11 protein-coding genes are annotated in these 14,207 nt (G+C 71.1%); 1 reads left to right on the top strand and 10 read right to left on the bottom strand.

Annotation, left to right across the window (positions count from 1 at the left end):
* Window positions 1–3 precede the first annotated feature (3 nt).
* The 10 genes from ABD793_RS05735 to ABD793_RS05690 all read right to left on the bottom strand — a co-directional run bounded on the left by ABD793_RS05735 (window position 4) and on the right by ABD793_RS05690 (window position 12,826).
* Window positions 4–3,024, bottom strand: coding sequence for a helix-turn-helix transcriptional regulator (locus tag ABD793_RS05735; RefSeq protein WP_344856092.1), 3,021 nt, complete (start codon window positions 3,022–3,024; stop codon window positions 4–6).
* A gap of 52 nt (window positions 3,025–3,076) precedes the next feature.
* Window positions 3,077–3,283, bottom strand: coding sequence for a hypothetical protein (locus ABD793_RS05730; RefSeq protein WP_344856090.1), 207 nt, complete (start codon window positions 3,281–3,283; stop codon window positions 3,077–3,079).
* 172 nt (window positions 3,284–3,455) lie between these two features.
* Window positions 3,456–3,665, bottom strand: a complete 210-nt coding sequence (locus ABD793_RS05725; RefSeq protein WP_344856855.1) for a DUF397 domain-containing protein — start codon at window positions 3,663–3,665, stop codon at window positions 3,456–3,458.
* Window positions 3,666–3,678: 13 nt separating this feature from the next.
* The gene (locus ABD793_RS05720; protein ID WP_344856088.1) at window positions 3,679–4,581 is read right to left on the bottom strand and encodes a helix-turn-helix domain-containing protein; all 903 of its coding nucleotides are present in this window, start codon (window positions 4,579–4,581) and stop codon (window positions 3,679–3,681) included.
* Between the two features lie 408 nt (window positions 4,582–4,989).
* Window positions 4,990–5,889 (bottom strand): acyl-CoA thioesterase II, encoded by a 900-nt coding sequence (gene tesB, locus ABD793_RS05715; RefSeq protein ID WP_344856086.1) that lies wholly within the window; start codon window positions 5,887–5,889, stop codon window positions 4,990–4,992.
* Window positions 5,890–5,925: 36 nt separating this feature from the next.
* Window positions 5,926–7,350, bottom strand: coding sequence for a pyruvate kinase (pyk, locus tag ABD793_RS05710; RefSeq protein ID WP_344856084.1), 1,425 nt, complete (start codon window positions 7,348–7,350; stop codon window positions 5,926–5,928).
* Between the two features lie 446 nt (window positions 7,351–7,796).
* A complete protein-coding gene (locus tag ABD793_RS05705) occupies window positions 7,797–8,462 on the bottom strand; it encodes a DUF2461 domain-containing protein (RefSeq protein ID WP_344856083.1) in 666 nt (221 codons plus the stop codon).
* Between the two features lie 90 nt (window positions 8,463–8,552).
* Window positions 8,553–9,818 (bottom strand): glycoside hydrolase family 18 protein, encoded by a 1,266-nt coding sequence (locus ABD793_RS05700; RefSeq protein ID WP_344856081.1) that lies wholly within the window; start codon window positions 9,816–9,818, stop codon window positions 8,553–8,555.
* A 566-nt stretch (window positions 9,819–10,384) separates the two neighbouring features.
* A complete protein-coding gene (locus ABD793_RS05695) occupies window positions 10,385–11,710 on the bottom strand; it encodes a S41 family peptidase (protein ID WP_344856079.1) in 1,326 nt (441 codons plus the stop codon).
* Between the two features lie 90 nt (window positions 11,711–11,800).
* On the bottom strand, window positions 11,801–12,826 hold the full coding sequence (locus tag ABD793_RS05690) for a 6-phosphofructokinase (protein ID WP_344856076.1): 1,026 nt from the start codon (window positions 12,824–12,826) through the stop codon (window positions 11,801–11,803).
* 289 nt (window positions 12,827–13,115) lie between these two features.
* On the opposite strand from ABD793_RS05690, the gene ABD793_RS05685 reads away from it, so the two are divergent.
* The gene (locus tag ABD793_RS05685; RefSeq protein ID WP_344856074.1) at window positions 13,116–14,207 is read left to right on the top strand and encodes a 3-deoxy-7-phosphoheptulonate synthase; all 1,092 of its coding nucleotides are present in this window, start codon (window positions 13,116–13,118) and stop codon (window positions 14,205–14,207) included.

The raw sequence follows: 14,207 nt of genomic DNA, 5'->3' as shown, positions 1-14,207 counted from the left end.
CAGCTATTCCGCCGGGGTGGTGAGCAATCCCCGGTCGTAGGCGATCGCCACCGCTTCCGCGCGGCGGCTCGCGCCGAGTTTCGCCATCACTCGGGACAGGTGCACACTCACCGTCTTCTCGCTGATGTACAGCTCCTCCCCCACCTGGCGATTGGTGCGCCCGAGTGCGACCCGCTCCAGGACGTCCTGCTCACGGCCGGTGAGCGGGCTCGTCCGGACCGGCGGCACCGCCGGCCCGGCACCGGCCAGCTCCACACGCGCCCGCCGGGCGAGATCGCGCACCGCGTCACGCAACGGCACCGCGCCCAGCTTCACGGCGACGGCGTGTGCGGCTTCCAACGCGGCCGCGGCGCCGGGACGGCCGACGGCCAGCAGCGCAGATGCCTCGTGCCAGCGGCAGAGCGCCTGCTCGTAGACCGCGCCGTAGGAGTAGGCCTCGGCGGCTTCGGCCCACAACGCCGGATCCGCCGGGCCTTCGAGCCCGGAGGCGGCGGCTTCGAGCCGCACCAGCCAAGCGCGGCCTTCCGGACCGAGCGTGCCGGAGCGGGGTGCGCCGTCGGCCGCGCACCGGCGGCCGTGGTCGAGCAACCGGCGGCCGGTCCGTACGAAACCCTCCGCGGCGCTGTGGTCGCCCCGCGCCCGCGCCTCGGTCGCCAGCGCGACCACCGACGGCATGCCCAGCGCCGTCGCGCGGATGCCGCTGAGCAGCCACGGTTCGTTCTTTTCCAGCCACGCCGCCAGTTCCTCGGTGATCCGCACCGCGCCGGCGTGGTCCCCACGCCAGGCGGCGAGTTCGATCGCCGCGTCGCCCGCGGACAGCGCGATCTGCAGGTCTGCCGACCACTGCCTGCGTAGTTCCGGAAGCAGGGCCGCGGCCTCGTCGAACCGTCCGCGCGCCACCAAGAACAGCACCCAGATGGCCAGGATCCGGGCCGCGACCGCGCTCGACACGCCCCGGCCCGCCCGCGCGGCCCCGTCGTCGGCAGGCCAGTCGCCGCTGACGTAACGCAGGGAGAGCAGCTGGACGCGCAGCTCGAGCCCGTAGGACCCCCAGATCAGCCCGGATTCCTCGGCCCGCGCCACCCCGCGCGTGAAGTGCTTCAGCGCGGGTTCCGTCTCCGCCTGATCGAGGTAGCTGAGCGCGAGGAAGTACATCGCGCGGAGTTCGACGTTCAGTGCTCCCGCACCACGGGCCTTCCGCTCCGCCTCCGCCAGCCGCTCGCGCGCCTGTCCGGCGTTGCCCGCCGAGTCGGCCAGTGTGCCGAGGGTGACCAGCGCCGAGGCCTCGGCACCGGCGGAACGGGCCGACCGCGCGTCGGCGACCGCGGCGAGCGCGCTTTCCAGCGCTTCCTCCGGTCGGTCGACGAGCCGCAGGAACCCGGCACGCGAGGCGAGCACCCAGGCACGGTCGGCGCTCGGCCCCTCGTTCTCCAGCAGGCGCCAGGCCCGTTCGATCGCGGCAGTGGCCTCGTCAAGCGAACCCTCCAGTGCGAGAAGCGCTTCGGAGTAGCGACGCCACACCTGAGCGGCCGTGCCCGGCGGGGTTTCCGGAGGCAACGCTTCGGTGGCCGATCGCGCGTAGGCCACCGCGCGTTCCGGCTCGCCCGAGGTACCGGAGAAGAAGGAAGCCTCGGTCAGCAGCGTCACCTCGTCGTAACCGTCCGGGCGGTCCTCCTCCGGTACCGCGTCCCAAATGGACAGTGCCTGCTCGACCTGGCGCAGCGCGGCTCCCGGTGCACCCAGTTTCTCCGCCTCGTACATCGCACGCAGCGACGCGGGCAGCGCGGTGCCGAAATCCCGGCTCTCCAGGCTGTGGAACGCGAGCTTCGCGTCGTGTCCCCGCCCCTGCGGGTGCGCCTGGATCCGCGCGGCGTATCCGGCGTGCATCCGGGTGCGCTCGCCGGGCAGCAGATCGCCGTAGACCGCTTCCTGCAGCAGCGCGTGCCGGAAGACGTAGAACCCGTCCTCGATCACCAGCACGTGGTGCTGCACCGCCTCGCGCACTGCCTCGTCCAGCTCCGCCTCGCCGACCCCGGCAACCTCGGCGAGCGCGGCGTGCGACACCCCTTCGCCCGCCACCGAGACCACCCGCAGCACGCGGCGGGTCTCCGCGGGAAAGCGCTCCAGCCGGGCCAGCAGCACCTCGGCGAGCCCGGCGGGCAGGTCGGCGCAGTCGGCGCCGCTGGCCAGCAGCTCCTCGACGAAGAACGGATTGCCCTCGGACCGCTCGGCGATCTCCGCCACCAGGTCCTCACCGAGCGGCTCCTCGGCGAGCGCGGTCACGAACACCCGCGCATCGGCCGGACCGAACGGCGCCAGCTCCAGCCGCTCGACGGTGGCCAGCCGGACCAGTTCGGACAGCAGGCCGCGCAGCGGATGCCTGCGGTGCACGTCCTCCTCCCGGTAGCTGGCCACGACCAGCAGCCGCTGCGTGCGCAACCGGCTGAGCAGGAACGACAGCAGGTTGCGGGTGGAGGAATCCGCCCAGTGCAGGTCCTCCACCAGCAGCACCACCGGCCGGTCGCGGGCGATCTCGGTCAGCACCCCCAGTACCGCGTCGAACAACTGGAGCTGGCCGAGATCCTGCTCCGGCTGCGACCGGCGCATGCCCTCGCGGGCCCCGGTGGCGACCTGCCCGTGCGCACCGGCACCGGCACCGGCGGGTTCCGGTGCGCCGCCTTGCGGCAGCAGCCGCCGCAACGCCGGGCGGCCGCCCACCGCGGCCGCCACCACCGGATCGGCCGCGGACCCGAGCGGTTCCAGCGCCTCGGCGAACGGCAGGTACGGCAACCCGCCGTCGCGCACGTCGATGCACCGGCCGCTGAGCACCAGCGCACCGCAGGAGCCGGTGTGCTCACCGAGTGCGGTGAGCAACCGCGTCTTGCCGACCCCCGCGTCGCCGGCGACCAGCACCGCACTCGCCGCACCCCGTTCGGCACGCGCGAACGCCGCGCGCAACCGCCGCATCTCCTGGGTGCGGGCGACGAGCGGGATTCCGGAACCGAGACGGGGCACGAGGGACATTCTTGCCTACACCCCCGACAGTTCCGGCACGCTTTTCACCCGGCGCCGGCGATCACGTGTGGTCGCGGGCACGGGCGACCCACGGCACCGGTGTACGCCGTTCCTGCCTCGGCACCGGCACACCGGACGCGAGGTGCGCGCGCAGCCAGCGCAACGCGCGGTTCGGGCGGCCCCGGCGGGCGTGCCCCGCGGCCCGCCGAAGCTCGGCCACCCGGTAGTCCACCTCGGCCTGTGTCGCATCCCCGTAGAGAGTGCTCATCGGTTTCTCCCCAGCTCCTCGGATCGTCATCGGTTCGACGTCCACGGTGGTGCTGAGGGGTCGTGCGGGGCATCGGGTGATCACCCACATCCCGGCACGAGCCGACCCCTTACCCACGTAGCCGACCAGGAAATTCCTGGCCACCGGGGTAAGGGGTCGGGGTGGCCCTGGCTCAGGCCTGGTCCGGGTCGCCGGCGCGCACCGCGGCCAGCAGCCCCCGCCAGCCCTGTGCGGACAGGCGGAAGGCACCCCCTTCGGGGTCCTTGGAATCGCGCACCGCGGCACCGCCGTCGACGAAGGCGACCTCGACGCAGTCGTTGCCGCCGCCGCTGAAGCTGCTCTTGCGCCAGTGCGCCCCGGAAAGATCCGCGTCCGGCATCATGGTCCCCACTTCCTCACTGTGTCCTCGGTTCCAGGTGGTGCACTGAGCCCGCGCCGGCCGCCTGGTGGGCGAACCGGCCGGCCGCCTCGGTGATCAGATCGACCGAGTCGTCCGGTTTCAGTGCGGCTGCGCGCAGGTGATCGAACATCAGCGCGTAGCGCCGGACGTCTTCGGGCTGTTCCAGGTACAGGCCGCTGGAGGTGCTGTCGTCGACGTAGACGACGTCGGGGTCGGCCTGTTCGGGAAAGCCCATGATGAGGAACGGCCCCTCCATACCGGGGTGTGCCCCCGCACCGAACGGCACCACCTGGATGGTCACGTTCGGCTTCTCGGCGACCGCCGTCATCCGGTGCAGCTGCTCGGCCATCACCTCCGGACTGTCGACGACGCGGTGCAGCACTGCCTCGTCGACCACCGCCCAGTACTCCGGAGGCGGGGTTTCGTTGAGCAGATCCTGGCGGGCCATCCGCGCGGCGACGCGACGCCGGATCGCGGCGTCCTCGGCGTCCGGCCGCAGCGCGCGGATCACCGCATGCGCGTAGCGCTCGGTCTGCAGCAGGCCCGGCACCAGCAGCGCCTGGAACGCGCGCAGCGAACTGGCGTCCGCCTCCAGGCCGACGAAGGTACCGGTGAAGACCTCGTTGTAGGCGTGCCACCAGCCGCGTTTGCGCGCCTCGCGGGCCAGCTGGACGAGCGCTTCCTGCTCGTCGCCGGTCATCCCGTAGAGCGCGAGCATGTCGCGTGCGTCGCGCGGGGTGACCCCGACGTGGCCGGTCTCGATGCGGCTCACTTTCGACGCCGAGCACTCCAGCTTCTCGCCGACCTCGTCGATGGTGAGGTCGGCCGCCTCGCGCAGCCTCCGCAGCTCGCTCGCGAGCCGCCTGCGGCGAACGGTGGGTCCCTGGCCTCTCGCCACGACAGCACCTCCGGTTCGTGTTCCGCGCACCCTGCCTGCACCACATATCTAACCAGCCATGCGGCCGATCGGTGGAATGGTGACACCTCGGAATTACCGCGTTCCCTGCGACCGGTGCCGAACTGCAAAATGCAGAGTGCGGTTGTACTGTGGCATCGTGCTCGTCAGCCTGCGCGGGCTTCTGAGCAGCGTAGACGAAGACCCGCCGGGAAACGCACGGTGTGCGCGGGTGTTTTCCCGGTGACGGGTGCCCGGGGCTGTCCCCCGACCGGTCCCGGGCACCACCCGCGTTAGGCACGCGGTATTGCCCAGGCGGTTTCCCGCCTATTTCGACCCCACGAAAGTATGGTTTTTCCGAATTTTTCCGCATCGGGGACCACTCTCGGTGGCTCCCCCGAAGGGTTGAGCTCAGACCACCCGCAGCAGGCCCTCTTGCACGACGGTCGCGACGTGCTTGCCGTCGCGGGTGAAGAACCGTCCGGTCGCCAGCCCGCGGGCGCCCGATGCGCTGGGCGAGGTGCTGTCGTAGAGGAACCACTCGTCCGCACGGAACGGCCGGTGGAACCAGAGCGCGTGGTCGAGGCTGGCACCGAGCACCTGGTCCACGTCCCAGTACACGCCGTGGCGCGCGAGCACGGAATCGAGCAGCGTCATGTCCGAGGCGTAGGTGAGCACGCAGACGTGCAGCAGCTGCCGGTCCGGCAGGGTGCCGTCGGCACGCATCCACACCCGGTTGTGCCGCGGCCGTTCCCCGCTCGTGCGCGTGATCCACGGCGGCTCGCCGACGTAGCGGATGTCGATCGGCCGCGCCCGGTCGGTGAAGCGCAGCGGGAAGCCCTCGACCCGTTCGCCGAACGTCGGCAGCGTCTCCGGGTCCGGCACGTCCGGCATCACCTCGGAGTGCTCGATGCCCGGCTCGTCCTTCTGGAACGAGGCGGACAGCGAGAAGATCGCCTTGCCGTGCTGGATGGCGACCACCCGCCGGGTGGTGAACGAGCGCCCGTCGCGGATGCGATCCACCTCGTACACGATCGGCACGCTCGGGTCGCCGCCGCGGATGAAGTACGCGTGCAGTGAATGCACCCGCCTGCTGTCCGGCACGGTCCGTCCGGCCGCGACGAGCGCCTGCCCGGCGACCTGCCCGCCGAACACGCGCACCGGCGAGTGCGCGGGCGAGACCCCGCGGAAGAAGTTCTCCTCGATCTGCTCCAGGTCGAGCAGTGCGATGAGCTTGTCGAGCACCGGCTGCCCGCCGCCACCGGCATCCGTGTCGAGTCCGGTGGCGGCCTGCCTGGCCATTTCGGTCATGTCCGGAAAGTACCCCTGCGGCGCGCCGCGGCCGCCTCAGGCGTGGTCGTCCTCACCGAGCCGGTGCACGTGGATCAGGTTGGTCGAGCCGACGGTGCCGGGAGGCGAGCCTGCGACGATCACCACGAGGTCACCGCGCTGGTACTTGCCCATCTCCAGCATCGAGTGGTCGACCTGCTGGATCATCTGGTCGGTGGAATCGACCCGCGGCACGATCTGCGTGCTGGTGCCCCAGGTCATCGACAGCTGGCTGCGCACGCACTCCTCGGGCGTGAACGCCATCAACGGGAGCCGGGTGTGCAGCCGGGCAAGCCTGCGCACGGTGTCGCCGGACTGGGTGAACGCGACGAGGGCCTTGGCGTTCAGCCGCTCGCCGATGTCGCGAGCGGCGTAGGAGATCACGCCCCGCTTGGTGCGCGGAACGTGCGTCAGCGGCGGGACCACCGGCGAGTCGGTCTCGACCGCCTCGACGATCCGGCCCATGGTCTGCACCGTCTCGATCGGGTAGCGGCCGACGCTCGTCTCCCCGGAGAGCATCACCGCGTCCGCGCCGTCCAGCACCGCGTTCGCGACATCAGACGCCTCCGCTCGGGTGGGCCGCGAGTTGCTGATCATCGACTCCAGCATCTGCGTGGCGACGATGACCGGCTTCGCATTCTCCCGGCAGATCTGGATGGCCCGCTTCTGCACCAGCGGCACCTGCTCGAGCGGCAGTTCGACGCCGAGGTCACCACGGGCGACCATGACCGCGTCGAAGGCCAGCACGATGGCCTCGAGGTTGTAGACCGCCTCCGGCTTCTCGATCTTCGCGACCACCGGCAGCCTGCCCTTGCCCGCGCGGTCCATCACCTGGTGCACCAGGTCGATGTCGGCGGGCGAGCGGACGAAGGACAGTGCGATGAAGTCGACACCGAGCTGCAGCGCGAACTCGAGGTCCTCGATGTCCTTCTCGGACAGCGCGGGCACCGAGACGTCCATCCCGGGAAGGGACACGCCCTTGTTGTTGCTGACCGGGCCGCCCTCGGTCACCTCGCACACCACGTCCTGGCCCTCGACGTCCTTGACCACCAGGCCGACCTTGCCGTCGTCGACCAGCAGCCGGTCGCCCGGCTTGGCGTCGCTGGCGAGGCCCTTGTAGGTGGTGGAGACCCGGTCGTGGGTGCCCACGACGTCGTCGACGGTGATCCGGACGACGTCGCCGGTGTGCCATTCGGCCGAACCGCTCGCGAACGTGCCCAGCCGGATCTTGGGCCCTTGCAGGTCGGCGAGGATGCCGACCGCCCGGCCACTCTCGGCGGCCGCGGACCGGACCAGGTCGTAGACCTGCTTGTGGTCACTGTGGCTGCCGTGGCTGAAGTTCATCCTCGCGACGTCCATTCCGGCGTCGACGAGTGCCCGCATCTTCTCCGCGGTGGAGGTTGCAGGGCCAAGGGTACAAACGATCTTCGCGCGTCGGCTCACGTCATGACAGGGTAGTCCCTCCCCGCGCTCCCGTCTGTACCGATCCCGAAACTTCAGGGGAAGTCTGCGGGAACCATTCAGCCCGGGTCCGGCCCGCAGCCCACGCCGGCCCCGGAGGAACGCCAGGTGACCAGTGCTTCCCTGCCGGGTCAGCCGTACCGCCCGCACCCGCACCCGGACCCGCCATCAGCTGCACGACCGGGCCACTCGCACCGCCAGGCCACCGCTGCCGGGTGGCCGCACTGCGGAACCACCCACACCGGCCGGGCCACTCACACCGCCGAGTCACTGCACCACCAGGCCACTCGCTCCACCCGACCACTCACGTCCCCGAGTCGCTGCACCACCGGGCCACCCACACCCCCGAGTCGCTGCACCGCCGGGTCACCCCGCACTGCCGGGTCTTCCGGGCCGCGGATCGGGTCCGGTGCGGGGGTGCCCGGTGGTCACCGTCGGGGCTGTTCGCTCGGGCCGACGTGGTCGCGGGCCCATTCGTTGAACTCGCGGACCTGGCGCCACGCCTTGCGCACCCGGTCGAGGGTCTCGCGTTCGTGCAGGAAGCCGTCCGGTTCCCAGACCCGTATCGCGTACACCGAGCGGTAGCGCAGCAGGTCGATCCGGGGGTGGTCCTCGGCGTACCCGCGGGGCCGGGACTTGAGCCGGTCGCCGAGCACCTCCCAGCCCCGCCTGCGCAGCGAGGCCAGGATCCGGCCCAGCGCCGGACCGTGCAGTTCGGTGTCCACCGCGGTGCGGAACCTGGCCAGCTGGTCGGCCGCGAGGTGGAAGCAGCCGCCGCCGACGCGCAGCCCGTCCGGGCCCAGCTCCACGTAGTAGGCACCGCCGCCGCGGCCGGCCTCGAGCACCCCGCCGCAATGCGTCTTGTACGGCGTCTTGTCGCGGGCGAAGCGCACGTCGCGGTAGGGCCGGAAGACCTTGCCCGCGCCGAACCCGGCGCCGAACTCGCCCTCCAGCTCACCGAGCAGTGCCTCCATCGGCGCGCGCACTTCGGTCTTGTAGATCGCGACGTGGTCGTCCCAGTAGGCCTTGGAGTTGTCCGCGAGCAACCCGTCGTAGAAATCGACGGCGTGCTCGCCGAATCCGCTGAACTTCACCCACCGCACGATAAACCGCGGCACCGACAGAAAACCGGTGCCCCGGTGCGGCCGGCACGCCCCTGCACCGCCGGCCGCACCGGGCAACGGCTACTTCGCGACCGCGGTGACGAGCTCACCGTCGGCCGTGTCGCCGGACAGTTCCCAGAACATCGCGCCACCGAGGCCCTGGCTCTTCGCGTAGTCCAGCTTGCCCGCGATGGTGGACGGGGTGTCGTAGCTCCACCACTGCGAACCGCACTTGGCGTACGCAGTGCCCGCGACCGTGCCGGTGGCCGGACAGCCGGACTTGAGGACCTTGTAGTCCTCGATGCCCTCTTCGTAGGTGCCCGGAGCCGGTCCGCTCGCGGTGCCACCGGGCGCATCCTGCGTCACGCCGGTCCACCCGCGGCCGTAGAACCCGATGCCCAGCAACAACTTCTCCGGCGGGACACCGGTGCTCTTGAGCTTCTGGATGGCGGCGTCGGAGTAGAAGCCCGGGGTGGGGATTCCGTCGTAGGACGACAGCGGCGAATGCGGGGCGGTCGGTCCCTGCGGTGCCCACGCCCCGAAGTAGTCGTAGGTCATCACGTTGTACCAGTCGACGGACTTCGCGGCGGCCGCGTAGTCGGCCGCGTCGATCTTGCCGCCGTCGGAACCGTCCGCGGTGATCGCCGCGGTGACCAGCTTCGCGGAGCCGAACTTGTCACGCAGCGCCGAGAGCACCTTCGCCAGCGCGTCGGAGCCGCTGGTGTCGCAGGTGAGCCCGCAGGCGTTCGGATACTCCCAGTCGATGTCGATGCCGTCGAACACGCCGGCCCACCGCGGGTCGTTCACGAGGTTGTAGCAGGAGTCCGCGAACGCCGCCGGGTTCTGCGCGGCCTGGGCGAACCCGCCGGACCAGGTCCAGCCGCCGAACGACCACAGGATCTTCAGTCCGGGGTGCTTGGCCTTCAGCTTCTTCAGCTGGTTGAAACTACCTGCCAGCGGCTGGTCCGAGGTGTCGGCGACACCGTCGACGCTGCCTGCCGCGTCGTAGGTCTTCTGGTAGTCGGCGTAGGCGTCGCCGATCGCGCAGCCGCCGTTGGTGACGTTGCCGAACGCGTAGTTGATGTGCGTCAGCTTGTCGGCCGATCCGGAGGTCTCGACGTTCTTGACGTGGTAGTTGCGGTCGTAGACCCCCCATTCGGTGAAGTACCCGACCACCTTGCCGACCGAGGCCTGCGCACTCGCGGGCGCAGCGGGTACCGGCGATGCGGCGGGTGCGGCCTTGGCCGCGGGGACCGCGCCGGCCGGGGTGGCCAGTGCCACGGCGGCGAGCGCAAGGCCCGCCAGTCCGGCCAGCGCAGGCAGTCTTCTTCTTCGGAGATGGAGCATGCCGGCTCCCTTCGGGGAGTGACTCTCGGTGACGAACCGGGAACAGTGGGGACCGTCACACCGTAAAGTGGACTAGACCACTGGTCAATGACTTCGATTGGTTCAGACCAGAATGGCGGCACGTCCGCGCATTCCGCGACCCCGCCACGCCGGACGGGGCCGATTCCGAGAGTGGGGCCGATTTCGGGGTGCTGCCGACCTTCGACCTGCTCGCCGCCGTTCGATTCCCCGACCTGCCGCGTGACGGTGGGCCTTCGGCGCCGGACTGGACCTGAGCCGGCCCGCGGCGGCCAAGCACCTGCGCGGGATGCACGAGGCCGGGCCGGAGCTGAGCAGCCGGGGGATCCGGGATCTCGCCGGGATCCAGCGGCCCAGGCGGAACCGGCGATCCGCGCACGACCCGGCGACCCACGCCGAACGAACGCCGACGGCCCGAGCGCGACCCTGGCAGGACCAAACCAACACCGACGATCCGAGCACAACCCCGGCAGGACCAAACCAACACCAACGGCCCGAGCACAACCCCGCAACCCCCGGCAGGACCGAGTGGACCCGCTCGGCCGGGGTCAGCCGAGCAGCTGCCGTGCGGTGCTCAGCGCCGGGTCGTGGCCGGTGGCCAGGTCCTCGGGGGCGAAGACCGGGACCGGGGTGTCCGGGGCGATGCCGGTGCCGTCGTAGGTGCGGCCGCGGGGGTCCAGGTACTCCTCGTTCGGCAGGTCCACCTTCCAGCCGGGGGCAGGCAGCGCGCGTTCCATGATGTCCGAGTAGACCCCTTGGGTGGGCTGCCCGATCAGCACCGGACGCGGGCGGCGGTTCAGCAGCGCCTGTGCGAACGTCTCCCCCGCCGACGCGTCCAGGTTGCCGATCAGCACCGCGAGCGGGCCGGTGTAGCGCGGCCCGGCCGCGGGGGAGACGAAGAACGGTTGCGCCGCGGTGAAGCGCGCCGGGTCCGCGGGGGCGTTGCGGGCACGCTTGGCGTAGGCGAAGTGCGGGACGTCGGTGAGCCGCGCGGCGACCTGGAGGCCGAGCGGATCGGCACCGCCGCCGTTCACGCGCAGGTCCAGGATCAGGCCGTGCAGTGCGGCGACCCGGTCGGCGGTGAAGATCTCGTCGAGCGCCTTCCCCAGCACCGCCTGGTCACCGGCGAAGGTGTCGGTGTATCCCTCGAACCCGGTGATCCGCAGGTACCCGGTCCCGCCGGGCAGGTCCGCGTAGCTGATCGCACCGTCGGCCCATCGCTGCACCGGGACGCCGAGATTCGCGTCCGCGACGGCCACCGCACGCGGGATGGTCGCCGTCGGATCCGGGGTTCCCGCTCGAGCGGAGGTGCACCGCCGGTCAGGGGTGAACAGGCCGACGTGCGCGTCGTGCAAAGGCGTGCTGAGTCCGCAGAGGACGTCAGCGAGCCGCTCCGGATGGGCGGCCACCTCTCGGCGTGCCGCCGCACCCTCGGCGGGCCAGTCGACGCCCTTGGCGGCGAAGAACGGGTAGTTCTCGGCGAAGGTGTGCCAGAAAACGTCGAATGTGGACAGTGCGTCGGACGGCGGGCGGGTACCGCATTGCGCGGGCAGGCCGCCGGGAACCCGCTGCAGCGACCGCGTGCCCAGGTCGCCGTCGAAGCTGAGCGTGGCCCGGTCCGCACCGCGCCTGCGGACTGTCGCAACCAGCCCCTCGTCGGTGGCGAACGTGGTCCCGTCGCCGGTTCCGGTGACCGAACCGGGCAGACAGCTGACCGCCGTGACGTCGTAGGTGGTCAACTTCCCCGCCGCCACCTCGATCAGCTGCCGGTAGCCGTCGGTGCGCCACACACCATCCACAGTGGAATTCGCCGGAGCCGGGGACGCGACGGTGACAAGGGAGAGCGCGGTCATGCCCGCCAAGAGGATTCGCACGTCGCAAACGGTAGCGAAACAGCGGGGGCGTGCGGTATCCCGCACGCCCCCGCTGCCGGGGTGGGGCAGTCCCCACCCCGGGAAAACTGCTCAGCCGAAGAAGACCTCGGCCTCCTCGTACCGCTCCACCGGCACGGTCTTCAGCTCGGCGGTCGCCTCGGACAGCTTCACGCGGACGATTTCGGTGCCCTTGAGCGCCACCATCGCGCCGAAGTCGCCGTCGGCGACCGCGTCCACCGCGTGCAGGCCGAACCGGGTGGCGAGCACCCGGTCGTAGGCGGTCGGGGTACCGCCGCGCTGCACGTGCCCGAGCACCACCGCGCGCGACTCCTTGCCGGTGCGCGAAGCGATCTCGTCGGCGAGCCAGGTGCCGATACCGCCGAGCCGGACGTGCCCGAACGCGTCCTTTTCGCCGGTGAGCAGCCGCTCCTCGCCGCCTTCGGGCAGCGCGCCCTCGGCGACCACGATGATCGGCGCGAACTCCTTCTCGAACCGGCGCTCGACCCACTCCACGACCTGGTCCACGGAGAACTGCCGCTCCGGCACCAGGATCACGCTCGCGCCGCCGGCCAGCCCGGAGTGCAGCGCGATCCAGCCCGCGTGCCGGCCCATCACCTCGACCACGAGCGCACGGTGGTGCGATTCGGCAGTGGTGTGCAGCCGGTCGATCGCCTCGGTCGCGATCGAGACCGCGGTGTCGAAGCCGAACGTGTAGTCGGTCGCGCCGAGGTCGTTGTCGATCGTCTTGGGCACCCCGACCACGCCGATACCGTCGTCGGTGAGCCGCTTCGCCACGCCGAGGGTGTCCTCGCCGCCGATCGCGATGAGCGCGTCGACGCCCTGGTCCTCGAGCACCTTGCGGATCTTCTCGACGCCGCCCTCGACCTGGTACGGGTTGGTGCGCGACGAGCGCAGGATCGTGCCACCGCGGGTGAGGATGTCCTCGACGTCGGCGAGGCCGAGCGGCCGGCTCTCGCCGCTGATCGGGCCCTGCCACCCGTTGCGGAAACCGACGAACTCCCAGCCGTGCACCTCGATGCCCTTGCGGACCACCGCGCGGATCACCGCGTTCAGGCCGGGGCAGTCACCGCCACCCGTCAGCACACCGACACGCATCTGTTGCCTCCGTCTTAGTCACCTGGAGATTGCCGTCACATCGAAACCAGCGTAGCGGCTTTCGTCTGGATCGGTGCAGGGCATACCACCTGGCGCAGCGGTCCGGAATCGAGGGCCGATCCGGCTGTGTTACGGTGACGCCGTGCAGCAGCGCTATTTCTGGTTTGCGAAGCCGGCCCCGGGTGGGCACGGCGGCGTACACCTGCGCTGAGCCCCACCCCGAGCCGGATTTCCCACCGGCTCGGCGATTCTCGCGGGCCGGTGTCCATCAGAAAGGACCCGTCCGCCGATGACCACCCCCTCGCTCGTCGCCGCTCCAGCCGGAGTGCGCGCCCTTGATCAGCAACGAACCACCTCGGTCAGCCCGTTGCTCTCCCCCGCCCTGCTCCGCGAGGAGCATCCGGTGGACGCCGCGGTGGCGAAGGTCGTGCGGACCGGCCGCGCGGAGACCGTGGACATCCTCGACGGCCGCGACGACCGGCTCGCGGTGATCGTGGGCCCGTGTTCGGTGCACGACCCGGAAGCCGCGCTGGACTACGCGCGACGGCTGGCCGCGAAGGCCGAACAGCTGCGCGACGACCTGCACGTGGTGATGCGGGTGTACTTCGAGAAGCCACGCACCACGCTGGGCTGGAAAGGCCTGATCAACGATCCGGACCTGGACGGCACCTTCGCGGTGAACAAGGGCCTGCGGCTGGCCAGGCGGCTGCTGCTCGACGTGTCCGCGCTCGGGCTGCCGGTGGGCTGCGAGTTCCTCGACCCGATCACCCCGCAGTTCATCGCGGACGTGGTGACCTGGGGTTCGATCGGTGCGCGCACCGCGGCCAGCCAGGTGCACCGGCAGCTGTGCAGTGCGCTGTCCATGCCGGTGGGGATCAAGAACTCGGTGGAGGGCGACATCCAGGTGGCGGTGGACGCCACCCGCGCCGCGGCCGCGTCGCACGTGTTCCCCGGCATCAACCTCGACGGCCTCGCCGCGCTCATGACCACCGCGGGCAACCCGGACTGCCACGTCATCCTGCGCGGCAGCTCGGCAGGCCCGAACCACGATCCGGCGACCGTGACCGAAACACTCGGCAAGCTGGCGAAGGCCGGGCTGCCCGAACGCGTGGTGATCGACGCGAGCCACGGCAACAGCGGCAAGGACCACGTCCGCCAGGGTGCCCTCGTGCGCGAGCTGGCCGCGCGGATCGCAGGCGGCGAGCGCGGGATCACCGGGCTGATGCTGGAGAGCAACCTCGCCGCCGGACGGCAGGAGCTGGTGCTCGGCCACGCCGACGGGCTGACCTACGGCCAGTCGATCACCGACGCGTGCCTGGACTGGGACACCACCGACGACCTGCTGGACACCCTGGCCGCGGCGGTCCGCGCGCGCCGCTGA

Origin of the sequence: Amycolatopsis ultiminotia (assembly GCF_039536925.1) — a bacterium.
GTDB lineage: Bacteria > Actinomycetota > Actinomycetes > Mycobacteriales > Pseudonocardiaceae > Amycolatopsis > Amycolatopsis ultiminotia.
This window is presented reverse-complemented; position numbering and strand designations above follow the sequence as displayed.

Excerpts from the sequence above, each read along its gene's own strand:
- ABD793_RS05735 (WP_344856092.1), bottom strand. The coding sequence starts at position 3,024 with ATGTCCCTCGTGCCCCGTCTCGGTTCCGGAATCCCGCTCGTCGCCCGC.
- ABD793_RS05730 (WP_344856090.1), bottom strand. The coding sequence starts at position 3,283 with ATGAGCACTCTCTACGGGGATGCGACACAGGCCGAGGTGGACTACCGG.
- ABD793_RS05725 (WP_344856855.1), bottom strand. The coding sequence starts at position 3,665 with ATGATGCCGGACGCGGATCTTTCCGGGGCGCACTGGCGCAAGAGCAGC.
- tesB (WP_344856086.1), bottom strand. The coding sequence starts at position 5,889 with ATGACCGAAATGGCCAGGCAGGCCGCCACCGGACTCGACACGGATGCC.
- ABD793_RS05700 (WP_344856081.1), bottom strand. The coding sequence starts at position 9,818 with ATGCTCCATCTCCGAAGAAGAAGACTGCCTGCGCTGGCCGGACTGGCG.
- ABD793_RS05690 (WP_344856076.1), bottom strand. The coding sequence starts at position 12,826 with ATGCGTGTCGGTGTGCTGACGGGTGGCGGTGACTGCCCCGGCCTGAAC.
- ABD793_RS05685 (WP_344856074.1), top strand. The coding sequence starts at position 13,116 with ATGACCACCCCCTCGCTCGTCGCCGCTCCAGCCGGAGTGCGCGCCCTT.